The organism is Arthrobacter sp. Soil762, from assembly GCF_001428335.1.
In the GTDB taxonomy this organism is placed as follows: Bacteria; Actinomycetota; Actinomycetes; order Actinomycetales; family Micrococcaceae; genus Arthrobacter.
Genome location: NZ_LMSG01000012.1, coordinates 212,029 through 238,097 on the forward strand (window position 1 = coordinate 212,029; position 26,069 = coordinate 238,097).

The 26,069-nt window shown below is 66.3% G+C and carries 18 protein-coding genes; 4 read left to right on the forward strand and 14 right to left on the reverse strand.

Translation table 11 applies throughout. The annotated features are described in order from the left end of the window. Nucleotides 1–35: 35 nt before the first annotated feature. Both ASG77_RS09015 and cpaB read left to right on the forward strand, forming a co-directional pair. The gene (locus ASG77_RS09015) at nt 36–299 is read left to right on the forward strand and encodes an FmdB family zinc ribbon protein (protein WP_056344123.1); all 264 of its coding nucleotides are present in this window, start codon (nt 36–38) and stop codon (nt 297–299) included. Nucleotides 300–398: 99 nt separating this feature from the next. Next, complete coding sequence (gene cpaB / locus ASG77_RS09020; protein WP_056344126.1) at nt 399–1,145, forward strand: Flp pilus assembly protein CpaB; 747 nt, start codon at nt 399–401, stop codon at nt 1,143–1,145. Between the two features lie 19 nt (nt 1,146–1,164). Here the strand turns inward: cpaB and ASG77_RS09025 are convergent, their stop codons facing one another. From ASG77_RS09025 to ASG77_RS09055, 7 genes are all read right to left on the reverse strand, one after another. After that, complete coding sequence (locus tag ASG77_RS09025) at nt 1,165–5,271, reverse strand: AAA family ATPase (protein ID WP_056344130.1); 4,107 nt, start codon at nt 5,269–5,271, stop codon at nt 1,165–1,167. Nucleotides 5,272–5,400: 129 nt separating this feature from the next. Then, nucleotides 5,401–6,990, reverse strand: a complete 1,590-nt coding sequence (gene guaA / locus ASG77_RS09030) for a glutamine-hydrolyzing GMP synthase (RefSeq protein ID WP_056344133.1) — start codon at nt 6,988–6,990, stop codon at nt 5,401–5,403. 101 nt (nt 6,991–7,091) lie between these two features. Further along, on the reverse strand, nt 7,092–7,592 hold the full coding sequence (locus ASG77_RS09035; RefSeq protein WP_056344136.1) for a DUF3817 domain-containing protein: 501 nt from the start codon (nt 7,590–7,592) through the stop codon (nt 7,092–7,094). Beyond that, complete coding sequence (locus ASG77_RS09040; RefSeq protein WP_056344139.1) at nt 7,589–8,443, reverse strand: SURF1 family protein; 855 nt, start codon at nt 8,441–8,443, stop codon at nt 7,589–7,591. The genes ASG77_RS09035 and ASG77_RS09040 overlap by 4 nt, the downstream gene beginning before the upstream one ends. 123 nt (nt 8,444–8,566) lie before the next feature. Next, nucleotides 8,567–9,055 carry a PTS sugar transporter subunit IIA gene (locus tag ASG77_RS09045; RefSeq protein WP_056344142.1) on the reverse strand — a complete coding sequence of 163 codons (489 nt, stop codon included), beginning with the start codon at nt 9,053–9,055 and terminating at the stop codon, nt 8,567–8,569. Nucleotides 9,056–9,100: 45 nt separating this feature from the next. Then, nucleotides 9,101–10,840 (reverse strand): glycerol-3-phosphate dehydrogenase/oxidase, encoded by a 1,740-nt coding sequence (locus tag ASG77_RS09050; RefSeq protein ID WP_056345131.1) that lies wholly within the window; start codon nt 10,838–10,840, stop codon nt 9,101–9,103. 127 nt (nt 10,841–10,967) lie between these two features. Then, nucleotides 10,968–12,104, reverse strand: a complete 1,137-nt coding sequence (locus tag ASG77_RS09055) for a GuaB3 family IMP dehydrogenase-related protein (RefSeq protein WP_056344144.1) — start codon at nt 12,102–12,104, stop codon at nt 10,968–10,970. A gap of 221 nt (nt 12,105–12,325) precedes the next feature. Here ASG77_RS09055 and ASG77_RS09060 point away from each other — a divergent pair, with 221 nt between their 5' ends. Then, entirely contained in the window at nt 12,326–14,245 is a 1,920-nt protein-coding gene (locus tag ASG77_RS09060; protein ID WP_056344147.1) for a S8 family peptidase, read from the forward strand. Nucleotides 14,246–14,339: 94 nt separating this feature from the next. Here the strand turns inward: ASG77_RS09060 and ASG77_RS09065 are convergent, their stop codons facing one another. From ASG77_RS09065 to ASG77_RS09075, 3 genes are all read right to left on the reverse strand, one after another. Continuing rightward, nucleotides 14,340–16,199, reverse strand: coding sequence for an ABC transporter ATP-binding protein (locus ASG77_RS09065; protein ID WP_056344150.1), 1,860 nt, complete (start codon nt 16,197–16,199; stop codon nt 14,340–14,342). An 82-nt stretch (nt 16,200–16,281) separates the two neighbouring features. Next, nucleotides 16,282–17,793 (reverse strand): IMP dehydrogenase, encoded by a 1,512-nt coding sequence (guaB, locus tag ASG77_RS09070; RefSeq protein WP_056344153.1) that lies wholly within the window; start codon nt 17,791–17,793, stop codon nt 16,282–16,284. Between the two features lie 222 nt (nt 17,794–18,015). Continuing rightward, nucleotides 18,016–20,058 (reverse strand): acyltransferase family protein, encoded by a 2,043-nt coding sequence (locus ASG77_RS09075; protein ID WP_056345134.1) that lies wholly within the window; start codon nt 20,056–20,058, stop codon nt 18,016–18,018. A 228-nt stretch (nt 20,059–20,286) separates the two neighbouring features. Here ASG77_RS09075 and ASG77_RS09080 point away from each other — a divergent pair, with 228 nt between their 5' ends. Then, on the forward strand, nt 20,287–21,204 hold the full coding sequence (locus tag ASG77_RS09080; protein WP_442854238.1) for a DUF389 domain-containing protein: 918 nt from the start codon (nt 20,287–20,289) through the stop codon (nt 21,202–21,204). Here ASG77_RS09080 and ASG77_RS09085 read toward each other — a convergent pair. The 4 genes from ASG77_RS09085 to ASG77_RS09100 all read right to left on the reverse strand — a co-directional run bounded on the left by ASG77_RS09085 (nt 21,173) and on the right by ASG77_RS09100 (nt 26,023). Next, the gene (locus ASG77_RS09085; RefSeq protein WP_056344159.1) at nt 21,173–22,279 is read right to left on the reverse strand and encodes a flavin-containing monooxygenase; all 1,107 of its coding nucleotides are present in this window, start codon (nt 22,277–22,279) and stop codon (nt 21,173–21,175) included. The genes ASG77_RS09080 and ASG77_RS09085 overlap by 32 nt on opposite strands. Continuing rightward, entirely contained in the window at nt 22,279–22,635 is a 357-nt protein-coding gene (locus tag ASG77_RS09090) for a hypothetical protein (protein ID WP_056344162.1), read from the reverse strand. The genes ASG77_RS09085 and ASG77_RS09090 overlap by 1 nt, the downstream gene beginning before the upstream one ends. A gap of 110 nt (nt 22,636–22,745) precedes the next feature. Further along, on the reverse strand, nt 22,746–24,398 hold the full coding sequence (locus tag ASG77_RS09095; RefSeq protein ID WP_056344165.1) for a helix-turn-helix transcriptional regulator: 1,653 nt from the start codon (nt 24,396–24,398) through the stop codon (nt 22,746–22,748). 101 nt (nt 24,399–24,499) lie between these two features. Continuing rightward, on the reverse strand, nt 24,500–26,023 hold the full coding sequence (locus tag ASG77_RS09100) for an ATP-dependent DNA ligase (protein WP_056344169.1): 1,524 nt from the start codon (nt 26,021–26,023) through the stop codon (nt 24,500–24,502). Nucleotides 26,024–26,069: the final 46 nt, after the last annotated feature.

The following is a 26,069-nucleotide window of genomic DNA, read 5'->3' on the forward strand; positions in this document are numbered from 1 at the left end:
CAGGACCTCTCGTTTGCCCCCGAGGAGGATCACCAGTGCCCACTTATGCCTACGCCTGCAAGGATTGCGGCCACGCCTTCGACGTTTTCCAGTCGTTTACCGACAGCACCCTGACTTCATGCCCGGAGTGCCAGGGCGCCTTGCGCAAGAAGTTCAACAGCGTGGGTGTGGTCTTCAAGGGCTCCGGTTTCTACCGGACCGACTCCCGGGATGCCAAGGGAAGCACCGTTTCGGCTGGCCCCTCCGCCCCCGCGGCCGCACCGGCGCCGGCGCCTGCCACCGCCGCTGCCGCCAGCTGACCTCCGGTCCAAAAAGACGTACGACGCCGGCAGCACGGTTGTCCACATAGGCACCACTGCTTCTGTCGGGTTTGGTTGCCGCTACGTAGCGTGGTTCCCATGCCCGCTACCCTCTTTCGTTCCAGCCGTGGATCCGCCCCGCCGGGACGCCCGGCCCGCCGTCCGCTCCCGTCCGCACGACCCCGGGGCGCAGGCGGCCACAGGCTGTTGTCCTGGCTGGGCCGGAACCGGCGCCTCGCAATAGCACTCCTGCTCTGCCTTGCTGCCGGGATCACGGTCCATCAGCTCACTCCCCCGCCCGCCGATACGGTCTCGGTGTTGGCGGCGGAGCGGGATCTCCCCGCAGGCACGGCTTTGACAGCCACGGACCTGACGGCAACGAAGATCCCGCCGGGGATGCTCACTGCCGGGTCCTTGTCCGACACCGGTGAAGCCGCGGGAAAGCAACTGGCAGCCCCGTTACGGAAGGGCCAACTGGTGACGGACTCCCTGCTGCTGGGTCCCGGCCTCCTGACCGGAACGCCACCGGGCTCCGCAGCCGTGCCCTTGAGGATGGCCGATCCTTCCTCCATCCAGCTCGTATCGCCCGGGCAACTGGTCAACGTGGTCCTGACCGGGGCGAACGGCTACGACCAGCAATCCCCCTCGGAGGTGCTGGCTTCATCCGTTCCCGTCCTGTGGACATCAGGACAAGGCGGCAAGACGGGTCAGTGGTTGGGCGCCGGCGAAACCGACGGGCTGATCGTCGTGGCAGCAGCCCCGGAGCAGGCTGCCAGGCTGGCGGGGGCCTCCACACAGGGCAAGCTGTTTTTCGTCCTGGTGGGACCCGAGGGCGGGGCCGGGTGACGCCGCTGCAGCCTGGAGGTCAGCCCCAGTGCGGCGGCTTGTTTTCCTTCAGCCATGCGTCGTGATCGTTGTCGGGGCCATCGCCCCAGCGCTTCGGGTCATCCTCCGCAGCCTTGTTGGGCAGGATGCCCGCGGCCCCAGGCAGCTGGCGTTCCGGCACAGCCGCGTTCCCGTTTCGTGCGTCGTCCGCCTGGTCGTTACCGTGCATATCTGCCTGATCGGCGTTCCGTGGGGTCACAACAACCGCCTCCTCACTGGCCAGGCGTCCGGCCTGGTCGTCGTTCCTGTCGTTTCCTTCGCTCGCAAGCGCGAGCGGGTCCATGTCCTCGTCAAAGAACCCGCCCGAGGCCGTGCCCCGTCCGGGCGGCAGAACATTCTCAAGGCCCAGGTAACCCGCGATCCGGTCCGCGCAGGCGGACGGGTCCGTGAAGACTTCAATGGTCCACAGCGGCATGTACCGCCAGCCCATCCGTTCCAGCAGCTGCGGACGGAGCCGGCTCCGCTCACGGACACTCATGGTGCGGTATTGCTCCGTGCCGTCCGATTCGATGGCCACCGGCCACGGAATCTCGGCGTCGTCCTGACCCATGGTGCTGAGTGGGTCTGCTGCGGCCACCACGTCAATCACGCCGTCGTACTGGTGCCAGACGCGGGCGCCGCGGGCACGCAGCCGGTCACCAAGATCGGCGACGAGGGGATCGGCCCCAAGGGCCTGCTCACTGGCGGCGGCACGCGAGGCCGGAGTTCCGAGATCGGTCTTTCCCGCAATCTCACGGTTCAGGAGCTCGTAGAAGTCCACCGCACCGTAGGACAGCCGTGTGTGATCGAGGTCTTCGGGCTGGAAACACGTCAGGACGTGGAGTGAACGGCGGGCACGCGTCATCGCCAAAGCGAATTTTTCCCGCCCGCCCTCAGCGGACAGGGGGCCGAAGTTGTGCAGTGCCCGGCCATGCGGAGTGCGGCCGAAACCGGGCGAGAAGATCACGTGGTCACGGACCAGGCCCTGCGCCCGCTCAAGGTCAACCACCCGGAACGACTCGGACCCGGCGCTGAAGAAGCTGGCCAGGCCCGGGTGGTTCGGCAGCTGAAGACGGATGGACTCACCGATCCGGGCAGCATGGCGCAGGCTGGCGGTGACCACTGCCAGCGACGTGCGCGGCCGTGTCCGGGCGTGCTCAAAGACCAGCTGCACCACCCTGTTAACCTCGGCCACTACGGATTCGACGCCTTCGTGGTCGGCACTGGGCAGTCCGGTGCCGTCGGGAAGGTACTCCACCAGGAGTGCCCTATCCAATCCCGTGGCGGACTGTCCCTCGGGGAGCCTGCGGAGGGCGCCGTCGTAAGAGTTCTTGCTCAGCTGCAGGACCAGGTCCTCGTCAACCGCGCGGTAGACAAAATTCAACCGCCAGACAGGCAGGATGGCAGACAGCGCCGAGAACGCGCTTTCGACGCGCTGGTGGGCCGCTTCACCGGCGGCCATCCGCTCAACACCCACGGTGAACGTCCGGGGGCTGGCAATCTTGGCATCACCGAAAGCAATGACCTGCCTGGCGCGGGCGATGGCGGGCAGGACGGCCTGCAGCGACGTCGCTTCGGCGTCCAGGACGACCACGGCGTCGAAGCGCTGTTCGGCCGGCAGGAGCCCGGTCATGAGGTACGGGCTCACTGACCAGACCGGCACCAGCATGGGGACCAGCTCGGCGGCCTGGGCCGTCAGCGCGGCGAGGGTAACCCGGCCGTCCTTGAGCAGGCTCCTGAGGAGATGAGCCTGGCGCGGGTGTTCCGCAAGCGCGGCCCGCCACCGTTCGGACAGTTCCCAGCGCAGGCGCGCCGCGCCGCTGGCAATATGGGCGTTGTCCGCGAGCCGGTATTCGGCCTCAAGCTGCCGGAGTGCGTCCCCGTCAGACATGGCCAGGTAATCGTCGCCGCTGATCATCGCTTCCAGCGCGGACTGCCACCAGGCCAGCTCAAGCTCGGCTGCGACGGACCCTGCGGGAACCTCCCGCTCCGCAAGATCGGCGAGGAGCTCCCCCAGGCCGTGCTCGCGCATGTTTTCCACAAGCAGCGTGCGCTCGGGCAGCGTTTTCAGCGTGTGGGTGTCAGCCACGAGCCGCTCCAGCCGCTCCATGAGCTCCTCATAGCGGGCCGTGGCCAGCGAGCCGCCGGCCTGCGTGTGCCGGAGGGCTTCCCCCAACTGGGTCAGCTCCCGGTTCAGGGACCGGTACATCACGTTCATTTCGGCAAGGCCCGAGGGGACGGCCGGATGGCGCTGAGAGGTGGCGTAGCCGGACCAGAGGGCACGCTGGTCCTGCACCAGCACCAGCGAACTGTGGAGATCGGTGATGTGGACGCCCGGACGGACGTACTCCTTCGCGACGCGGCGCAGGCGGGAACGCTGCATGGAGGCCATGTCGACATTCCGCTCCCGGCGCCAGGCCGAGGACGCCGTGGCGGAGATGAGATCGTTGACCGGCCTGTCGAAGATGTCCGGTGTGAACTTGTCGAGGCTTTCGCGGACAGCCATGAGGAGTTCGAGCTGCTCCCCCCACTCCGAGAAGGACGTACCAAGCCGGATTTCGGCATGTTCGGCCACGCTGTTCATCCGGTCGCGCAGGACAGGCAGGTTCCTGGCCACTGACCGGGCGAGTTCCTGGGCCTCCTCGGTCTCCTTGCGGGTGAGCAGCCGGGCGCCGTGCCACGGGCTGGTAGTGGAGGCGCGGCTGAAGCTGCCAAGCTCCGCAGCGCGGTGAAGCCTGCCGGCGAGCTCGTTGCGGTCGCGGATGCTGTCCAGCACACTGCGCTTGAGCCGCACGGTGGTGGCGGGGGCGGGGTGGATGGAGGTCAGCTCGGCAAGTGACTGCATGGCCTGATACGGCGAGCAGCCCCAGCGCTGGCGCACGTTATGCAGGGACGCCACGTGGTCCATCAGGGAGTGCCGGTGCTCAGTGAGGGTCCGGTGGAGGTTCCCCAGCTGCGGTTCGAGTGACTTTTCGTTCCGTACGATGGCCCGCACCAGCTGGGCCTTGAGCTGCTGCGGTGTGGCTGTGCCGGAGAGCTGGAACAGGATGGATTCAAGTCCAAGCGATTCCAGTTGTGCCGATACTTCATTCAGGCTGGCCCGGCGGTCACCCACCACCAGGACGGACCGCCCAGCGTCCACCAGTGCACCGATGGTGTTGATGGCCGTCTGCGTCTGTCCCGTGCCCGGCGGGCTGCTGACCACCAGGGAGTCGCCTGCGCGGGCGGCATCAATGACGTACTGCTGATCCGGATCGGCGTCGAGGAGGAGGAGTTCGTCGTCCGGGTGGCGCGCGTCCACGCTCGGGAAGCGGGCGGGGTCCGGCACGGGTACATCAATGACTTCACCGCTGGCCGCCTTGGCCAGGGCGGCCACCAGCGGGTTGCCCTCATTGATCCAGGGATCGTCCAGGTTGCCGGAGAGGTCCGCAAAAGTGGACACCAGCAAATTGTGCTGGGCTTCGGCGCCATGGATGGGCCGGATGAGGGTTGCGAGCCTGTCCAGGACAGGCTGGGGATCGAAGCGTGCGGTGCTGTACGCGAGGCGTGTCACGGCGTTGACGTCAAAAACAATGCCATGGATGGTCTTCAGGTGCCGGACCAGAGCCGGGTTGATGTTGGCCTGCTCGGTGAGCTGCAGTTCGTAGTCGTCCTCACCCGGGCGGACCGTGAGCGAGATTGCGGTGAGCATCACCGGCGCGGAAACCCGCTGGGGTTTGCCGCCAACGGCGGAGGTCCACACCACGGTGCCTGCGGAAAGGTAACCGGCATCTATGCCACGGTCATTACCGAGTTCGAAGATTTTCGAGCGGATGTTCCGCGATGCCCGGGCCGCGACGACGTACTGCTGGTGGTCGCGGATGAGTGTGGACAACCGTGTGCGGCGGCCGGCCATGAGCTGGGCCAGACCTGACGGGTGCGCATGAGTCAGGTCAATGGACCCTTCGGGGGTCTTGGTGAAACGCAGCATGGTGTCTGCCCCGGTGACGGGTTTAAGCCCGGACAGCCATTTTCCGAGCTCCTCAGAACCCTCCGCGTGGCCTTGACCAACTGACACTACTGCCTTCTTTTCTGCGTTTGCACGTGACGCCCTGGACCATACCGGCATACTTTCGAGCGTAGCCGCAAAGGAGCCGGGATGAGAGACCGCAACACTGGATCAGGCCAAATTGCGGCGGATTTCAACGGATGACAGCAATGGCCGGCCTCCGCTGACGGAGACCGGCCACTCACACTGTTATTCCCACTCGATGGTTCCCGGTGGCTTGCTGGTCACGTCCAGCACCACCCGGTTTACGCCTTCCACCTCGTTGGTGATCCGGTTCGAAATCCGGGCCAGGAGATCGTACGGCAGGCGGGACCAGTCCGCCGTCATGGCGTCCTCGGACGAAACGGGGCGGAGCACAATCGGGTGGCCGTAGGTGCGGCCGTCACCCATGACGCCCACACTGCGGACGTCGGCCAGCAGGACCACAGGCATCTGCCACACCTCGTTGTCCAGCCCGGCCGCGGTCAGCTCGGCACGCGCGATGGCGTCCGCCTTGCGGAGCAGGTCCAGGCGCTCCTGGGTGATGTCGCCGACGATGCGGATTCCCAGGCCGGGGCCGGGGAACGGCTGGCGGCCGACGATTTCCTGCGGCAGGCCCAGCTGGGCGCCGACGGCGCGGACCTCGTCCTTGAACAGTGCCCGGAGCGGTTCCACCAGTTCGAACTGCAGGTCTTCGGGAAGGCCACCGACATTGTGGTGGCTCTTGATGTTCGCAGCACCTTCGCCGCCGCCGGATTCGACGACGTCCGGGTACAACGTGCCCTGGACCAGGAACTTGATCTTCTCGCCATGGGCCGCGGCCTCGGCGATGATAGCCAGCTCGGCCTCTTCGAACGCGCGGATGAACTCGCGGCCGATGATCTTGCGTTTGGTTTCCGGATCGCTGACGCCGGCCAAGGCGGACAGGAAGCGCTCCTGCTCGTTGGCTACATACAGCTTGACGCCGGTGGCGGCCACGAAGTCGCGTTCCACCTGCTCGGCTTCGCCTTCGCGCAGCAGGCCGTGATCCACGAACACACAGGTCAACTGGTCGCCGACGGCCCTCTGGACGAGCGCCGCTGCAACGGCGGAGTCAACGCCGCCGGAGAGCCCGCAGATAACGCGGGCATCGCCGATCTGCTTACGGATCCGGTCCACCTGCTCCTCGAGGATGTTCCCCGTGGTCCAGTTGGGCTCCAGCTTTGCGCCCTTGAACAGGAAGTTTTCCAGCACCTGCTGGCCATAGGCCGAGTGCTTGACCTCGGGGTGCCACTGCACGCCGTAGAGTGCCTTCTCTTCGTTTGCGAAGGCAGCCACTTCAGCGCCAGCCGTCGTCGCCAGCACTTCGAAGCCTTCGGGTGCCTCGTGCACGGAGTCGCCGTGGCTCATCCAGGTGTTCTGGTGCTGCGGCATCCCCTCGAGGACGGAGCGGCCCTCGCCGAGGATGGTGGTCTGGGTGGAGCCGTACTCGCGCAGGCCGGTCTTGTCGACCTTCCCGCCCAGGGCGTTGGCCATGGCCTGGAAGCCGTAGCAGATGCCGAAGACCGGGATTCCGGCCTCAAAGAGGTCGGCGCCGACGGCGGGCGCCCCGTCCGCGTAAACGCTGGAGGGGCCACCGGAAAGGATGATGGCGGCGGGGTCCTTGGCCAGGAGCTGCTCGGTGGTGAAGGTATGCGGAACCACTTCCGAATACACATTCGCTTCCCGGACGCGGCGGGCAATCAGCTGCGCGTACTGGGCACCGTAGTCAACAACCAGCACCGGCTTCTGGGAAGTCTGGGATGCAGTGGGAGTAGTCACCGCACTAGCCTACTTTGCGGCGTCGCCCTGCCGCACATTCAGGACCGTGGGTGTGACGCAGTGAACGTCCGACGGCGGGACTCCCCCAACCACTGCAGCGCTCAGTACCGCTGTGCGGCCTGCGGGTTCGCGGCAAGTTCGGCTTCCACCTCGGCGTGCAACTTCTTCTCCACCACGAAGGACAGGAACGGCACCACACCGCCCAGTGCCAGGAGGATGAGCTTCATGAACGGCCACCGCATCAACGTCCAGAGACGGAAGTTGGAGATCAGGTACACCACGTACATCCAGCCGTGGACGATCAGCACGGCGACGGAGATGTTCGCGCCGCCCACCACGCCCTTGGGCTCGGCGTCGGCGAAACCCAAACCGAACGGTTGGCCCGTGACGGCGTTGGTGCCACCGGCAAACAGGTACTGGCCAAAGGCGTACCGTGCGATGAGTTCGGCGCAGAGCAGCAGCAGCATGGCGCCTGTGAGGTACGCCAGCACCTTGTAGAACTTCAGGGCGGAACGGATCTGCCGCTCGGTACCGCCGAAGCGGCGCTTCTTGCCCTTGCCCTGCGCAGAATCCTGCTGGACGGCCGGTTTCGGTTCGATCATGGCTTTACCTTTTGTTGGAGCTGTTCAGAAGTTGCTGGGGTGGGCAGTGCGGGCGGAGCATCCTGGTCGTCGTCGTGTTCCTCTTCGAGGTCCCGCCGGTAGTCGTCCTTGACCAGGCGCCACCAGATAAACAGGGCGAAGCCGGCGAACACCACCCATTCGAGCGAGTAGAAGAGATTGAGCCAGTTGACCTGCTGCGCGGGCGGCTGGGGGCCGATTTCCAGGGGTCTCAGGGCACCATCAACCGCCGCGGCGGACAGGTCGGACCCAGCTGCCAGTTCGGAAGCTGCAGCCACGAATCCCGGGTACATGCTGACGTCCCAGTAGTTGATGAGTTCGGCAACAGACACGGCGGAGGCGCGTCCGGGTTCCGGTGCGGTGGACGGCAGCGGCGACTCTGACGGCAGCAGCCGTCCGGTCAGGTTCACCACGCCCGACGGCGGTGCGCCGGCGTCGTCGGGATCCGCCACCCAGCCGCGGGCTACTGGAATCCAGGTCTGGGGTGAAGCAGCGACGCCCGTGAGCGCGGGCGCTCCGGTTACGGCGAAGGCGGAAACCACCCAGTAGCCGTTCGCACCATTCTTCAGGCGGCCTGGCACCAGGACCTGTTTGGCGGGGTCGTAGGTTCCCTCGGCGGAGACCATCTGGTCTGACACTGAACCGGGGAAGAAGACTCCGGGCTCAAGCGTATCCGTCAGCATCCTGACGTCCTCGGTGGCGGGACTGACCACAACTTCGGGCTGCGTGGAGCGCCCGAACTGCCACTGGCTGAGCAGGACAAACACCCCTGAGACGGCGATCGCGAAGACCAGGCCTGCGATCCATCGGGGCTTAAGGGCTGTTTTCCACACGTGTTAACCGTACTTCGTTCCTCTGTAGAACAACTAAACGACCAGGCGCGTCCCGGCCTTGGAGTGTGGCCGCCGGGTCCCTACGTGGCGACGGTGTCGACACGAAAGGGCCTGCCCCAATCCTTAGTGGTCGAAGAACACCAGGCTGGAGTTGATGAGCTCGGCGATGACTTCGGCATCGTAGGCCCGCCGCAGCGACTCCCGGAAGGACTCCTTGGACAGGGAGCGGGCCAGGGTGGCCAGGACTTCCAGGTGATCGGAAAACGAGCTTGCCGGGGTGGCGATCAGCAGGATGACGGTGGCCGGACCATCGGCGGCACCGAAGTCCAGCGAGTGGCCGTACTTGGTAATTCCCACGGCGATGGAGGTCCGCGAGACGAATTCGCTGCGGGCGTGCGGGAGGCCGATCCCACCCGGCAGGCCGGTGGCGAGCTGGTGTTCGCGGGCGTTGACGTGTTCGAGGAACCGCGGCAGGTCCGTGACCCGCCCGGCGGCGTAGAGGCGCTCCGCCAGTTGCGCCGCGGCGTCCGACTTGCCCGTTGCCTCCAACTCCAGAATCACCAGATCGGAGGTGGTGAGATCGGCATCGTACCGGTCAAGTGGTTCCGCCAAGGCGTGTCCCTTCAGTCAGGAGAATTGCTGGTGTGCGGTGCCGCCTCAGCGCAAAGGGACGATGTCCTCCACACCCAGCCGTGCGGCGTCGGCGGATTCGTCGTCCGGCTGCTGCTGGCTCAGCCGTTCAGCTTCAACGCGTGCTATGTAGTGCTTTATTTCGCTTTCGCGCTGAACATCGCTCCAGCCAAGGACTTCGCCCATCAGTTTAGCGACAACCGGCACCGCCGACACGCCACGGTCCCAGGCCTCGATGGAGATGCGGGTCCGCCGGGTCAAGACGTCATGGACATGCCGGGCACCCTCGTGGGTTGCGGCGTAGACGGCTTCTGCCTGCAGGTAGTCGTCAGCACCGGGCAACGGCTCCGCCAATTCAGGATTCCGGGCGATGATGTCCAGCACCTCCGGAGTCATGGACCCGTAACGGTTGAGCAGGTGCTCCACCCGGGCCACGTGCACGCCGGACTCTTCAGCTGTCCGGCTCCGGCGGTTCCAGGCCGCCTTGAAGCCACTGGCGCCCAGCAGCGGGATGGTTTCGGTGCAGCTCGCCGGGACCCGCTCATCCATGGTGCGGGTGGCCTCGTCCACGGCGTCCTTGGCCATAACCCGGTAGGTTGTCCATTTGCCGCCTGCCACCACCACCAGGCCCGGTACGGGGTGGGCCACGATGTGTTCACGGGACAGTTTCGCCGTGGAATCGTTCTCCCCTGCCAGGAGCGGGCGCAGGCCGGCGTAGACGCCTTCAACATCCTCCCTGGTCAGCGGGCGTTTCAGGACCCGGTTGACGTGCTCGAGGATGTAGTCGATGTCCTTGCTGGAGGCCGCCGGGTGGGCCTTGTCGAGGTTCCAGTCAGTGTCTGTGGTGCCGATGATCCAGTGCCGGCCCCACGGAATAACAAACAGCACGGACTTTTCGGTGCGGAGGATCAGCCCCACCGTGGACTGGAACCGGTCGCGGGGCACTACGAGGTGGATGCCCTTGGACGCCCGGACCTTCAGCTGCCCGCGGTCGGTGACCATGGCCTGGGTTTCATCGGTCCACACCCCGGTGGCGTTGATGACCTGCTTGGCTTTGATGTTGAATTGCGAACCGTCTTCGTGGTTGACCACTTTGGCACCCACCACGCGTTCGCCTTCGCGCAGGAAAGCCACCACCGCCATCTGGTTCACCGCATGCGCGCCGTAGTGCACTCCCGTGCGGACGAGGTTTGCCACGTACTTTGCGTCATCCACCTGGCCGTCGTAATAGCGGATGGAGCCCACAAAGGCGTCTTTTTTCAGGCTGGGGGCGGCCCTGAGGGTGCCCCGCCTGGTGAGGTGTTTGTGGAACGGAACGCCGCGGCTGTGCCCGCCGGTAATGGACATGGCGTCGTAGAGGGCGATCCCGGCGCCCACATAGGGCCGCTCCAGAAACGGTTTGGTCAGCGGATACAGGAACGGCACCGGCCGGGCCAGGTGCGGGGCCAGGACCGAAAGAATCAGGCCACGTTCGTGCAGCGCTTCCTTAACCAGCCCAAAATCCAGCATCTCCAGATAGCGCAGGCCGCCGTGGATCAGCTTGGATGACCGTGACGACGTGCCGGCCGCCCAGTCGCTGGCCTCCACGATCCCCACGGTGAGGCCGCGGGTCACGGCATCCAGCGCCGCACCGGCGCCCACGATGCCGCCGCCGACGATCAGGATGTCCAGTTCGTTGCCGGGTTCCGAGGTGGCCCTGAGCCTGGCGATCGATGCTTCCCTGGCCGCAGGCCCCAGGACCCCGCCTTCGTTTGGAACAGTATTCACGGAACGCCTCCCTTGCCGCTGCTGCCGGTGGTAAAACCACACTACTTCCTTGCCGCACAGTTGGGCAGGGCGGGTTCAGCGGGAGGCATCCCGTCAGAGGCCGCCGGCCCCTGACAGTAAGAGGCTGTCAGTTGCCCGTGTACGGGGAAACTACGACGTCGACGCGCTGGAATTCCTTCAGGTCCGAATAGCCGGTGGTCGCCATCGAACGGCGGAGTGCGCCGATCAGGTTGGATGTGCCGTTGGTGTGGTGGCCGGGCCCGAAGAGCACCTCTTCGAGCGGTCCGACGGTGCCGACGTTGGCGCGGTCTCCGCGGGGCAGTTCGAGGTGGTGGGCCTCCTGGCCCCAGTGCCAGCCCTTGCCGGGTGCCTCTTCGGCCCGGGCCAGGGCGCTGCCCAGCATCACGGCGTCGGCGCCCATGGCAATTGCCTTGACGATGTCACCCGAGGTGCCCATGCCGCCGTCGGCAATTACATGGACGTACCGTCCGCCGGATTCATCCATGTAGTCACGGCGGGCGGCCGCGACGTCGGAGATGGCGGAAGCCATGGGCGAGTGGATCCCCAGGGCGCGCCGCGTGGTGGCGGTGGCTCCGCCGCCGAAGCCGACCAGGACGCCGGCGGCTCCGGTGCGCATCAGGTGCAGGGCGGGCGTGTAGCCGGCCGCGCCGCCCACAATCACGGGGACGTCCAGTTCGTAGATGAATTGCTTGAGGTTCAGGGGTTCGTGGTCTTTCGAGACGTGCTCAGCTGACACGGTGGTCCCGCGGATCACAAAGATGTCGACGCCGGCAGCCACCACGGTCTTGTAGTGTTCCTGGGTGCGCTGCGGGGTCAGCGAGCCGGCTACCGTCACGCCGGCGGCGCGGATCTCCGCCAGGCGGGACGTGATCAGGTCCGGCTGGATGGGAGCGCGGTAGAGCTCCTGCATACGGCCGGTCACGGCGGGGCTGTTGACCTCATCCTGGAGGGCACCGATCTCGTCAAGGATGGGCTGCGGGTCCTCGTAGCGGGTCCAGAGGCCCTCAAGGTCCAACACGCCGAGCCCGCCCAGCCGGCCCAAGGCGATGGCCGTCTCCGGGGACATGGCCGAATCCATCGGGGCTGCAATCACGGGCATGTCGAACTTGTAGGCATCGATCTGCCAGGAGACCGACACGTCCTTGGGGTCGCGGGTACGACGGTTAGGGACAATCGCAATGTCATCCAGGGAGTAGGCACGACGCCCACGCTTGCCACGGCCAATCTCGATCTCGTAAGTCACGTGACCACTTTACTTGACCACGCGGGATGCGGTGGGGCGCCTCCTCTTGGGTTCATCCTGAAACTGATAGTCAACACTTTATTGACAAGTTTTGTCAACTATTTACAAGTATTGAAAATACCTTTATGTTTACTCTCGGTTACCACCTGATCCACCACGTGACCACCCTCACTCCCCTTCATACGGGCCACACCTGTGCCCGTTCCGAGAAAGAAGCTCCTATGGGACGTTCATCAATCAGGCGCCACCGCATCCTGGCTCTGTCGCTCGCCGCAGCAGTCGGCACCCTGGCCTTCGCCAGTTCGCCGGTCTTCGCCACCCCCGAAGACGGCGACGGCACGGCAGCCGGGCCGGCCGCCGTCCAAGGCACTGCGGTGCACGACGTGGCCGCCGGAGAGGCTTACACGAAGTTCATCGTCGAATTCAAGGAGACCACGGCGAACGCCACCCCGAACGGCCGCGCCAATGCCTGGGGCACAGCAGCCAAGTCACAGGGCGTGAAGGTGCAGGAACTCCGCACCCTGGCCACCGGCGGAACGCTGATCGAGGCGGACAGGGCCCTGTCCGGGCAGGCTGCCGAAGACTTCATGGCCGAAATTGCGGCGTCCGGGTCGGTCGAGTACGTGGAACCTGACGCCCGCATGACGGTGGCTCTCACGCCCAACGACCCACGCTATGGCGAGCAATGGGATTTCACTGGCACCAACGGCATGCGGGTCCCCGGGGCTTGGGACGTTGCCACCGGCACCGGCGTGACAGTGGCCGTGATCGACACCGGAATCACGGCCCATCCGGACCTCGACGTGAATGTGCTGCCGGGCTACGACTTCGTCTCCGACGCCACGGCAGCGCGTGACGGCAACGGACGGGACGCGAATGCGCAGGACCAGGGCGACTGGTACACCGCCGGCGAGTGCGGCCAGTCGACAGCCGGCAACAGCTCTTGGCACGGCACGCACGTCGCCGGCACCGTTGCAGCCGTGACCGGCAATGCCACCGGCGTGGCGGGCGTCGCACCCAACGCCAAAGTGGTGCCGGTACGCGTCCTGGCCAAATGCGGCGGGTCACTGTCCGACATTGCCGATGCGATTATCTGGTCAGCCGGCGGCACCGTCCCGAGCATCCCGGCCAACGCCAATCCCGCCACGGTCATCAACATGAGCCTGGGCGGGTCCGGTGCCTGCGGCAGCACGTACCAGGCAGCCATCAACTCCGCAGTTTCGCGGGGGGCCACCGTGGTGGTGGCGGCCGGCAACAGCAACCAGGATGCTTCCGGATTCCGCCCGGCCAACTGCAACAGCGTTGTGAGCGTGGCCGCCAGCAACCCGAGCGGCAGCCTCTCCTACTACTCCAACTACGGCTCCACGGTTGACCTGACCGCACCCGGCGGCGACGTCCGCGTAGCAGGCGGCGGAATCCTCTCCACTATCAACACCGGTACCTCCACACCGGGCTCCGCCGGCTACGCCAGCTACCAGGGAACGTCCATGGCAGCTCCGCACGTGGCCGGGCTGGCCGCACTCATGAAGTCCAAAACGTCCACGCTTACCCCGGCCCAGGTTGAGTCCACGCTCAAGCAGGGAACCCGGGCAATGCCGGGCGGCTGCACCACGGGCTGCGGCACAGGGCTTTCGGACGCCACCAAGACCATGGGCCTGCTGGGCGGGGTCACTCCCCCGCCGTCCGGCAACCTGCTGCTGAACCCGGGCTTCGAATCGGGCGCAGCCTCCTGGACCTCTGACCACGCCGACACGTTCGAGATCGGAACGAATGCCAGGACCGGTTCCGGCTTCGCCGGCCTCAACGGCTGGGGCCAGGCAACGTCCTACATGCTCGACCAGGCGTTTGCAGTCCCGTCCACGGTGGCCACCGCGTCACTGTCCTTCTACCTGAAGGTGCAGTCGGACGAGACCACATCCAGCGCGGCCTATGACACCCTGAGGGTTCAGGCGGTCAGCAACGGTGTGACCACCACGCTGGCCACTTACTCCAATCTCAACGAGTCCGCCGGCTATCTGCAGAAGCAGCTGGACCTCTCCGCCTACAAGGGCAAGAGCGTGACCCTGCGCTTCCTGGGTGTTGAGGACTCGTCGCTGGGGACGTACTTCTACCTCGACGACACAGCGGTGACCACCTCTTAGCCTCGGGGCCGCACGAATCCGGGACCGCCGGCCACGCCTTGCAGCGCGGCCGGCGGTTCCTGCGTGGAGTGGGTGACCCTACGCCCTGACGTCGTCAGACGCCCTCGGCCTCCTCCACGGTCAGCTGGGATTCGAACATCCTGAAGTAGCGGCCTCGCAGCGCCACCAGTTCCTTGTGGGTGCCCTGTTCCACAATCCGCCCGTCCTCGAGCATGTAGACAATGTCGGCCTTCTCAATGGTGGCAAGCCGGTGGCTGATGGCAATGATGGTGCTGCTGCGGTCCGCGAAAAGCCGGGTGAAGATCCGGTGCTCGGCCAGTGCGTCGATGGCGGACGTCGGCTCGTCCATGACCATGAAGGTGGCATTGCGGTAGAAATTCCGGGCCATCGCGAGCCGCTGCCACTGGCCGCCGGAGAGCCCGCTCCCCTTCCGCCCGCGCGGATCCTCCATCCAGTTGCTGACGTAGTTGTCCAGGCCGTTGGGCAGCTTGTTGATGAACTCCAACGCTTCGGCGTCGCTGGCTGCCTGGCGGATCCGTTCGTCGTCACGGGGCGGGTCCACGTCGCCAAAGCGGATGTTGTCGGCAGCTGTGGCGAATTCGTACTTGAGAAATTCCTGGCTCAGGACGGCCAGGTGGCGGTGCCAGGACTTAACGTCGACGGCGGCGAGGTCGACGCCGTCGAGCATTACCTGCCCGGAATCCGGGCGGTAGAGGCCGGCGAGGATCCGGATCAGCGTGGACTTCCCCGCCCCGTTCTCACCTACGAGGGCGATGTGCTGGCCTTCGCGGATGGTCATGCTGATGCCGCGGATCACCTCGGTGTCGCTGCCCGTGTAAGTGAAGCGGATGTCCTGCAGTTCCACGGTTTTGGGCGCCTGGAGCAGCGGCGGCGAATGGTCCGAATGCACCGGCATTGCCATGAACAGCTCGTAGTCCTTGAGGTTGGCGAGATCCTCGTCGATCGAGCTGAGGGAGGACACCAGGCTGTTGGCTGTGGACAGTGCGCGGCTGACGATCTGCTGGACATAGAGGAACTGGCCAACGGGCTGGGCGCGGGCGATGATCTGGCCCACCACCCAGATCAGGGAGATCACCTCGGCGCCGTACTGCAAGGCGTCGGCGGCGAGCTGCTTGGGAATGTAGCGCTTCTGGAAGTCCAGGCGGCGCCGCTCATCAGCATCGCGCAGCCGGGAGCGGAGGTCCATCAGGTAGCCCACGATCCCGTACAGGCGCATTTCGGCGATGTGCTGCGGTCGGAGCAGGTTGGTCTCGATCATCCGCCGTTGCCGGCGGGAGTCCACCTGCGTGTTCCAGTGCGCGATCTGCTCGCGTGAGAGCTTGAACTGCAGGTAGACGCTGGGCACAATCGCCACCAGGACAATCACGGCGATCCACCAGCTGACCAGCAGCAGGGCACCCACGGCCAGGATCACGGAGACCAGCTGGGTGAAGATGGCCGCGATCCTGTCCAGCACGCGGGCATAGGAATCGGAAAACCGTTTGGCCCGGTCGTAGAGGTCCACGGTTTGCTTATCGTCATAGCGCCAGAACTCCAGCGCCAGGAAGCGCTCGTACATCTGGTCGCCCACGATGGCGCCCACCTTGAAGCTCATAAGCTGCTGGATGTAGCGGTCCACGCTGCTGAAGCCGCCCCAGAAGAGCCCCAGGGCAGCCGTGATGATGACGTACACAATGGCCTGTTGGCCTGCTGCGGAATCACCGGCGTAGGCGGCCGCCAGCGCTGTGGTGGTCAGCGCTGCGAAGTACGTGGTCACCAAAGGCAGCGTCGCCGAAATGAGCGAACCGACTACTTTCATTACGACGGCGGCTGGCGAGGCCCGGAAGCTGACCCGCAGCACCTGCGCCACGGCCCCGGCGTAGGGCCGCAGCGCCAACCGCCGCTGAGGGTCCTTTTTTGGGTTCAGTTCGGCGGGATGGCGTGGTTGGGACATGGCTCCAGCCTAGTTCCCACCGGCGGGCCCACGCCGGCAGGGTTCCCTGGCCGAGCTTGCGAGGTGAGGGTGCCGGTGGGGACTAGCGCGAACCGTAGTTCGGGGCCTCTACGGTCATCTGGATGTCGTGCGGGTGCGATTCCTTGAGGCCGGCCGGGGTGATGCGGACGAACTTGCCGCGGACCTTGAGCTCCGGGATGGTGGGGGCGCCGGTGTAGAACATGGTCTGGCGGAGGCCGCCGACCAGCTGGTACGCCACCGAGGCGAGCGGGCCGCGGTAGGCGACGCGGCCTTCGATGCCCTCGGGGATGAGCTTGTCATCACCGGAGACATCTGCCTGGAAGTAACGGTCCTTTGAATAGGACGTGTTCTTGCCGCGGGACTGCATGGCGCCCAGCGAGCCCATGCCGCGGTAGCTCTTAAACTGCTTGCCGTTCACGAAGATGAGCTCGCCCGGGGACTCGTCGCAACCTGCGAGGAGGGAACCCAGCATGACGGTGTCGGCGCCGGCAACCAGCGCTTTGCCGATGTCGCCCGAGTACTGCAGGCCGCCGTCGGCGATCAACGGTACGCCGGCCGGGATGGCTGCCTTGGCGGACTCGTAAATGGCGGTGATCTGCGGGACGCCCACGCCGGCCACCACGCGGGTGGTGCAGATGGAGCCGGGGCCCACGCCCACCTTGATGCCGTCGGCACCGGCGTCGATCAGTGCCTGGGCACCTTCGCGGGTGGCAGCCTGGCCGCCGATGATGTCCACGTGCGCTGCTACGGGATCGGACTTCAGGCGGCGGATCATGTCCAGCACGCCCTGGGAGTGGCCGTTGGCCGTGTCAACGAAGAGCGCGTCCACGCCGGCGTCGACAAGTGCCATGGCGCGTTCCCAGCCGTCACCGAAGAAACCGATGGCGGCACCTACGCGGAGCCGGCCTTCGTCATCCTTGGTGGCCAGCGGGTACTGCTCGGCCTTGGTGAAGTCCTTGGTGGTGATGAGGCCCTTGAGCCGGCCCTGCTCGTCAACGAGCGGGAGCTTCTCGATCTTGTTGGTGGCCAGCTTGTGCGAGGCTTCCTCGCGGCTGATGCCGACGTGGCCCGTGACGAGGGGCATCTTGGTCATGACGTCGCTGACCAGTCGCAGCGGGAAGTCGGCTTCGGGCACAAAGCGGGTGTCGCGGTTGGTGACAATACCGAGGAGCCGCATGCCCTCGTCCACCACGGGGAGGCCGGAGACCCGGTACTGCGAGCAGATCTCATCCAGTTCCGCCAGCGTGGCCTCAGGGCCGATGGTCAGCGGGTTGGTGATCATCCCGGATTCGCTGCGCTTTACGCGGTCCACCTGGTCGGCCTGGTCCTGGATGGACAGGTTGCGGTGGATGACGCCCAGGCCGCCCTGGCGTGCCATGGCAATCGCCATCCGGGATTCGGTGACCGTGTCCATGGCGGCGGACAGCAGCGGTGTGTGAACGGTGATCCGCTTGGAAATCCGCGAAGACGTATCAGCCTCAGACGGGATGACGTCCGTGTGGCCCGGGAGGAGCAGGACGTCGTCGTAGGTCAGGCCGATAAAGCCGAAAGGATTGTGCTCGGGCTGGGTCATGAGTGCGCCTCTTACCTTGGTTACGGGTTCACGGGTAGGGGTTGCAGCTAATGACCAGCCCGTCATTACGGGACTGGTCCGTGCAGGGCCTTAGTACATTCGAGTGCCTCATGCGCGGTCACCGCGCAGAAAGCTTTGAGTAAATATTAGAACCTCCACGCCGATCCCCCTATTCCGGGAGCACATTGTGAGCAACGGCACCCAATAACCGAAAGCCGCGTGTCAGTTCCAGCCCGTCGCCGCCAGCAGCCGCTCCTCAAACATGGGAATCATGCTTTCCACATACGTCCGGCTCAGGTGGTTGTCGTCCTTGTACACGTAGACGTTGCCTACCACGGCCGGGCAGATGCCGCCGGCGCAGATGAAATCGCTCAGGTCCATCAGGTGCAGCCCGTCCACCTTCCCGCGGTAACTCTCCAGCGGTGACGGCTCCACCAAAGATTCGTTCAGCGGCGGGTTGCACGCCGGGGCGTCCGCACTGTGGCGCTGGACGCACTCGGGCATGTTGATGGTGAAGCGCGGGTTGTCCCGGATGCCCAGGATCTCGATGCCGGCATCGGCGATGGGCTGGATGCCTTCGAGGTAGGCCGGCACGTCGGTCTCGAACGGGGCTTCCTCATGGGTCAGGGTGGCCACGGTGAAGACGGCATCGGGCCGGTGTTCGAGCACGTACGCTGCGCTGGCCCGGTTGTAGGCGTTGCATTCGGCAGTCCGGGTCTCGGATTCGGCGCCGAACCGGCAGGCCGGCATCAGCAGGGTGACCAGCTCCCAGCCGCGGGCTTCCGCGATGGGTGCCAAGGCGGCCAGATACTGCTGGGCATGGGAATCGCCCAGCACAACGATCCGTTTGGTGGGTTCGCCTTCAGGGAGCGCCTGCCGGCAGCCCTCAAGGACAGGGTCCCCGGTGGCATTCGCTCCCGCACAGGCCTGGTGGATTCCGGCCCAGTCGTTGTCCAGGGCGGTGGGCCCAGGAATGATCCTGCCCTGCGGTGCCGGTGATCCGGCGTTACCCGGGGTCAGCAGGGCCGCTCCCGGCGTCAGCTCGCGGGGCTGGGCGGCGGTGGCAGCTTCCTCCGCGGTGAGGCTCGTCTGCAAGACTGCCACGGGTCCGGCCAGCAGGGCGCAGCAGGCAACCACGACGACGGCGGTGCGCCAGGTGCGCACCTGCGGCCAGCGCCATTCCCGGAGGGGTTTTTCCACAAAGCTGGTGGTGAGGACGGCCAGGACCACCGACGCGGCGATGATCGCGGCGCCCTGGATGAGGGTGGGTGCCTCAACGCCGGTAGCGGCCAGCGCAAGCACCAGGACGGGCCAGTGCCACAAATAGAGCGCGTAGGAGTTGTCCCCCAGGGAAACCAGCGGCTTCCAGCTCAGGAGGCGGTCCACACCAAACCGGCTCCCGCTCTGCCCGGCCACAATGATCGCCGCGGCAGCCAGCGTGGGCCACAGTGCCACGAATCCGGGGAACGCCCGGTCCACGGTCAGTAACAGACCGCACGAGACCATGGCCACGAGGCCCGCCCAGCCGAGCACCACCCGCAGGAGTTTCCCGGGTTTCAGGTGCGGCAGGCCAAGTGCCAGCAGCGAGCCCAGCGCGAATTCCCAAAGCCGCGTCCGGGTGTCGAAGTAGGCGTAGGCCTGGTTTGTGGCCGTCTGGTCAATCGAGAACGCGAGCGAGGCAATGAGGATACCGGCGAACGCGGCTGCCACTACGGCGCGGTAGCTGGCGTTGAAGCGGTGCCGGAGGAGCCGCCACACAACAGCGGAAGCGGCGAAGACGAGAGGCCACAGGATGAAGACCTGTCCTTGGATGGACAGGGACCAGAAGTGCTGCAGGGGGCTCGCCGCGGCGTGGTCCTGGGCGTAGTAGTCCACGGCGGTGTCCGCCAGCAGCCAGTTCTGCCGGTACAGCAGCGCCGCCCAGGCCTGGTCCAGGATGACGGGCCAGCGGCCTTGCGGGAGGACCAGCCAGGTGCCTGCCAGGACCCCGAGGATCACCACGACGGCGGCCGGCAGCAGCCGCTTGAAGAGGTGCAGCCAGTGCCGCAGGAGATTGAGGGAGGTGCCGGCCTCCACCTTCCGGACGAAGGACAGCGTCAGCAGGAAGGCCGAGATCAGGAGGAAGATATCCACCCCGCCGGACACCCGGCCAAGCCACACATGGTAGGTCACTACCATCAGGACGGCGAGCGCGCGGAGGCCTTGGACTTCGGGACGGAAGGTCGGTTTCCGGGCAGGCTTCCGCTCGCCGGTATTTGCGTCCAGCGCAGTGCACGGGGCAGCCTCGGCTGGTGCACTGGACACAGAGGACCTCTCCAAGCGGGTAAGCAAAGCATCAAGCCTACGGAGCCGCACGGCGGATGGCCAATCAACGGCCGCCGTCGAGCCCCGTCGGAGCCTGCCACAAACTATGCTGGCCACAGGCCAGCGAAGGGAGAGCATGTGATTGTCCAGCTGCGGATCTGTGTGCCCCGTGAACTGTCGGCAGTGACGTTGGACGCTTGCAAGGAGCACACGGGAACCGCCGAGGTAGCGCTCTTCCCGGGAGCATCCGTGTCGCCGCGGGGCGATGTCATCGACGTCCAGGTTGCCAGGGAAGCGGTGGAGGAACTGCTTGAGAAACTCCACGTCCTGAAGGCGCAGGAGGTGGGATCCATTGCCATCTCCATGCCGGAACTCGTCCTGTCCCGGCGCTCGGACAAAGCGGAGGCTTCTGCCCCCGGAGACGGCGCAGACGCCTTGATCTGGGACGAGGTCACCCGCCAGACGGGCCAGGACTCCCGGCTCACGTGGAGCTACCTTGCCTTCCTGATACTGGCCACACAGCTCGCCGCCATCGGCATCGTGACGAATTCCACCATTGCCATCGTGGGGGCGATGGCCGTGGGGCCGGAATTCGGCCCCCTGGCGGCGCTGGCAGTGGCCTTGGCCCGGCGCCAGTGGGCACTCGGCCGGCGTGCTGCCCTGGCGCTTGGTGTGGGATTCCCGCTGGCCATGCTTCTGGCGGCCTTGACCACGTGGGTCTCCGCGGCACTGGGCCTCTTCGCGGACAACACCCTGGACACAGGGTCTGCGGTGGAGTTCATTTACCACCCGGGACCGTACTCACTGATCGTGGCTGTGCTGGCGGGGGCCGCCGGAATGCTCTCGGTGATCAGCCGGCGTTCGGCCGCGCTCATCGGTGTCTTCATCTCGGTGACCACGGTGCCGGCGGCAGGATTCGTCGCGGTGGCGCTGGTCCTCGGCGAATACCAGAAAGCTGCGGGTTCGGCGCTGCAGCTGCTGCTCAACCTGGTGGGGATTGTGGCCGCTGCCGTGGCCGTACTTGTCTTCTACCGGTTGGTCTCCAGCCGGCTGCCGGAGGGCACGGCGCGCCAGCTCAGGTGGAAGATGCGGCGGACGCGCGGCTGACGGAAACCGGGATTCGTCCGGCCAGGTAGCGCGCATCGCGGCTGGCACCCACAAGGGTGGCCGAAAATGCGGAGTACATAAATTCCTGTCCAAGGAAGAACAGCCCGGGTGAGTCCAGCGCGACGCCGCGTTCCTGTCGGGGCAACCCGCCGCCGTCGAGCATTGCCGGATCGATCCAGCCGAAATCATCCCTGAAGCCCGTGCACCAGATCACGTTGGAGACCTCCAGCCGGGTCCCGTCCGCGAGCACCGGCAGCCCGTTCTCCACCCCGGCAATCCGCGGCACAAGCCGGACGCCTGCGGCGACCAGGTCCTTGGACCTGGTCCGCATAAGGGGCGCGGCGTGCGCCTTGAATGTGGGTGCCGCTTTGCGCCCGATAAGTGTGTTCAGGGTCAGAACGTGGAGCCCTAGGAAACGCAACACCGGCAGGAAGTACCGGGCCGCTGTCCGGCCGTGCTTCACTGGAATCTCGCCTCCCGGTTTGCCCGCCACGAACGTCGGATGCGTCCGGCAGACCTCGAATCCGATCTCCGCTCCCGAGTTCCCCAGCCCGACCACCAGGACCGGACCGTCCTGCAGCTGCCGGGGGTTCCGGTACTGGCTGGAATGCAGCTGGACGACGGCGGGGCTCAGCTCCGCGGCGAAGCCGGGCACCTTGGGTGCCTGGCTGCAGCCGGTGGCGACGACGACGTTGTGCGCCTCCCAGCGTTGACCGTTGGAGGCGGCGACGTAGCGGCCCTCCTCCCGCCACAGCCGGTTGACCCGGACCCCGTGGAGGACAGGCAGGTCGAATCGCTCCGCGTAGCCTTCGAGGTACCCGGCCACGTCGTCTTTCGTGGGGAAGGCCAGCGGATCCGCCGGGAAAGGGGCGCCCGGGAGTCCGTCGTACTTGGCGGGAGTAAACACACGAAGCGAATCCCAGCGCTGGCGCCAGGCGTCTCCCGCCCGGGGGTTGGCATCCAGGATCAGGAACTTCCGTTGTTGTTCGTTCAGGTAATAGCCCATGGCAAGGCCGGCTTGGCCGCCGCCGATGATCATCGTGTCCAGCATGCCGGTCACATCGTTGTGGTTCATCACTGCGCTCCTTTTTGACTGATGTAGATTTCTGCGGCTGAACCCTCCACGGGACCTGCCGTCCGTCCGGCCGTCGTGCCGCCGTCGGCTTCGCGTCCTGTCTCCCTGTAGCGCCACCACCAGGCCAGCATCAGGGCGGATGCCAGGACGTAGGCCAGGTGCAGTGCCCAGATGGGGCCGGCGGGCAGGTTGAAGACATAGATGGAGTGAACGGCATTGGCCACATTGCTCAGGACCAGGTTCCCCAGGCTGTACGAGGCGAGGTCACGCGTGCGGGCCGCTTTCACCAGCATCGGCAGCATTCCCAAAGCAAACAGCACCGTCGAAAGGGTGCCGGCAAGGACTGGAAGGTTCATGCTTTGAGGCTATGGCCGCGCCCCTGGTGGCCGCGTCGGCCGAATCATGCAACTTCAGTCACGGCGCGGCTGGGTAATTCTATGTAGTCAGAACGGTCCTATGTTGTCCGTTAGCCTGCGAGCCCGTGTTCATAGGCATAGCTGGTGGCGGCTGACCGTGACGACAGGCCCAGTTTCAGGAAGATGTTGCTGACGTGCCGGGCTACGGTCTTCTCGCTCAGGTAGAGCTCGCCGGCGATGGCCCGATTGCCCCTTCCGGTTGCCAGCATCTGCAGGACTTCAAGCTCGCGGCGGGTGAGGAGACCCACCGTGCCAGGCGTCGCTTCGCTGTCCAACATGCCTTCGTGCAGCAGCGACGCCGCCCAGGTTGCCGCCGGCGCCGCGCCCAGGTCCAGGAGCGCAGCGTGGGCTGCCTCCAGGTACATCAGTGCGGAGGCCTCGTCGCCAAGTGCGCGGCAGGCACTGCCAGCCAGCGCCTGGCAGCGCGCCGCCTCGTACGGAACACCGAGTTCCTGCCACAGCCTCCACGCCTCCCGGAGCGGTTTCAGGGCAGCGGAGGGGTCGCCGTCGGCCAGGCGGACCGCGCCGTCCGCCTGGCCGGCAACGGCCCGGATCATGGGCATAGAGAATTCACTGGCCAGGGCTTCCAGCTCCTGAAAACCTTGCCGCGCGGCTTCCAGGTCGCAGGCAGCCAACTCGATCTCCACCAGTGCCGGCAGCATGTTCCGGCGGGTTGCGACGTCTGCCGCGGCAGCTGCCCTACGGATCATCGCTTGTGCCTGTAGCGCATTTCCACGGGCAAGCCAGAGCAGCGCGAGGCCAGGCTGTGGCTCATAGCCTGATCGGGCGGCCTGCCGGTAGGAAACTTCGGCGTCGTCCAGTTTTCCACTCAGCCGTTCCACCTCCCCCTGCTGGTAGTAGCCTCCGTAGAGCGCCTGAGGGTCCCCCCTTACGGCAAGTCCCTGGGCAGCAGCAGCCGCCATCAGTGCCTCGGCCCAGGCCCCATGGAGCATGAAGAGTTCGGCGCGGTGCGACTGGCACTGGCCGCTGAAGGACACCATGTCAGGGCGTGCACGGCACCAGCGGTCCAGGGCAGCCGTCCATTCCAGGGCCCTCTCCAGATCGAAGACCAGGTGGCAGTTGCCGATGACTGCGCAGTAGATAATCCCCGACGGGATCGGGGAGAGTTCACCTGCCGTGACGGCCACCATGACCTCGTCAAACATCTTGAGTCCCTTGTCAGCGTGACCAAGCATCAGCGTCGCCTGGCCTGTGCCGAGGAGGGCCAGCGCGGACACGTCTTTGTCGTGGAACCGCTGGCCGAAGTCCGCAACGCGGGTGAAGACCTGCAGGGCGCCTACCGGATCGCCGCCGTATAGCTTGCCGAGGCCCATCGGAAGAAGCAGAAGGCCCTGCACGGCGTCGGGCTCGGCCAGTTCATCCACGAGCCTCTGGCCACGGGCAAACCAGCCCCCGGCCCGTGCCGCCTCCCCCAGGTTCATCAGCTGCATCCCCATCCAGCCCGCACACCGGGCGGCGCCCACGACGTCGCCGACAACGAGGTACTCCTCATGCGCCCGTGTGAGGGTGTCCAGTCCGGCCGTTGTGTTGCCGGTCAGGATTTCCGCGATGGCGAGCCGGTCAAGGTCCGGTGCCGGCAGCCCGCCGCGCTGGTCGGCATCCCGGAAGATCTCGAAGGCATCGGTCCAGCGGTGCTCGCGGAACGCCGACCGGCCCTCGTCGATGCCCGTCTCAGCTGTCATCTGGCCCCTTTCGGACACCAACCGCCCAACCTGTTCGCCCGCGCACGCTGGGTGCGGCGGTACTTAAGCGCCACGGTACGCCCGGTGGAGAAGCGGCACAACTACGAACGCAGCAGCGCGCGCAGCGTCTGGATGGTGTCGGCCTCCGCGGCTGTCTTGTCGTCGCGGTAGCGCTTGACGCGTGCGAACCTCAGCGCGATTCCGCCCGGATAGCGCGAGGACTGCTGAACCCCGTCGATGGCTATTTCGACGACGGTGACCGGCTCCAGCCAGACGGTGCCGGCCGTGCGCCGCATCTCGATCTCCTGGAACCGTTCGGTCTGCCAGCGCAACAGCGCGTCGGTGAGGCCCTTGAACGTCTTGCCCACCATCACGTAACCGCCGGGTTCACCAAACTCTCCGGCCGGGTCCAGGGCGCCGAGGTGCAGGTTGGACAGCAGCCCAGTGCGCCGTCCCGAGCCCCACTCGCACGCGAGCACCACAAGGTCGTAGGTGAGCACCGGCTTCACCTTGATCCAGTTGGAACCACGCCGGCCGGCAGCGTAGGCCGATCCAACAGCTTTCACCACCACGCCCTCGTGGCCCGCGGCGAGCGCGTCGCGCGACACTCGCTCCGCGACGGCCGCGTCCGCCGTGATTTCCCCCGGGATCCGGTGTTCCGGGGCGATGCGCTCGAGCACGCCGATGCGCGTCGACAGCGGCTCCTCGAGCAGGTCGCGCCCGTCGATGTGCAGTACGTCGAAGAACCACGGATGCAACACCGTGGCCCGCACCGCATCCGTCCCGAACCGCGACATGGTCTCCTGGAACGGCCGCGGCCCGCCATCCTCGTCGAGCGCGAGTGTCTCGCCGTCGAGAATCACGTCGCATACCGGCAGTCCGCGCACCACCTCCACCACCTCCGGCAGCCGGTGGGTCACCTCGGCCAGGGTGCGGGTGTAGATGCGAATATCGTCGCCGACGCGATGCACCTGGATGCGCGCGCCGTCGAGCTTGTATTCCACGGACGCCTCCCCCGTGACCTCCAGCGCCGCGGTAGCGCTGGCCGCAGTTGCGGCGAGCATGGGCTGCACGGGGCGGCCGACGACCAGGCCGACGGCGTCAAGCTCTGCTGCGGTGCCCGTGATCGCCAGCAGTGCGGTCTCGCCGAGATCGCCGGAGAGCATCGCCGCGCGGCGTACGGCGTCGACCGGCCGATCGGCGGCGCGGGCAACGGCATCCGTCAGCACCCCCTCAAGCGCACCGGTACGCAATTCACCAAGCAGCACGCCGGCGATGAAAGCTTGCTCGCGCTCGGTGGCTGCCGCCGTGAGCAACCGGAGGGTCGCGGCGCGCTCCGCGGCTGATCCAGCGCCTGCGGTGACGAGCAGCCGATCCAGCGCAGCATCGAGGTCGGCCACAGTCAGGCTCGGTTCGGCGGCTGGCTCCCCCATGGCTGCTGTCATACCGCGCCAGCCGATCCCGACACGGCCCTGTCGCGGCTTGGCGATGAGCAGCCCGACGGCGGCCGCGATGTCCGCGGGCTCGAGCCGGCGCAGCAGGTCGGCCAGTGCGTCGACCTTTGCGAGTCGGGAGCGGGTCGACGCGACGGCATCCGTGGTTTTCACAAGCTCGTCGAGCAGCATGGCATCAGTCTGCCACGCCCGCCGACGCTGGACAGTGAAGAACGCG

Coding starts and splice junctions, on each gene's coding strand:
- cpaB (WP_056344126.1), top strand. CDS start 399: ATGCCCGCTACCCTCTTTCGTTCCAGCCGTGGATCCGCCCCGCCGGGA.
- ASG77_RS09025 (WP_056344130.1), bottom strand. CDS start 5,271: ATGCCGGTATGGTCCAGGGCGTCACGTGCAAACGCAGAAAAGAAGGCA.
- ASG77_RS09035 (WP_056344136.1), bottom strand. CDS start 7,592: ATGATCGAACCGAAACCGGCCGTCCAGCAGGATTCTGCGCAGGGCAAG.
- ASG77_RS09060 (WP_056344147.1), top strand. CDS start 12,326: ATGGGACGTTCATCAATCAGGCGCCACCGCATCCTGGCTCTGTCGCTC.
- ASG77_RS09065 (WP_056344150.1), bottom strand. CDS start 16,199: ATGTCCCAACCACGCCATCCCGCCGAACTGAACCCAAAAAAGGACCCT.
- guaB (WP_056344153.1), bottom strand. CDS start 17,793: ATGACCCAGCCCGAGCACAATCCTTTCGGCTTTATCGGCCTGACCTAC.
- ASG77_RS09085 (WP_056344159.1), bottom strand. CDS start 22,279: ATGAACCACAACGATGTGACCGGCATGCTGGACACGATGATCATCGGC.
- ASG77_RS09090 (WP_056344162.1), bottom strand. CDS start 22,635: ATGAACCTTCCAGTCCTTGCCGGCACCCTTTCGACGGTGCTGTTTGCT.
- ASG77_RS09095 (WP_056344165.1), bottom strand. CDS start 24,398: ATGACAGCTGAGACGGGCATCGACGAGGGCCGGTCGGCGTTCCGCGAG.
- ASG77_RS09100 (WP_056344169.1), bottom strand. CDS start 26,023: ATGCTGCTCGACGAGCTTGTGAAAACCACGGATGCCGTCGCGTCGACC.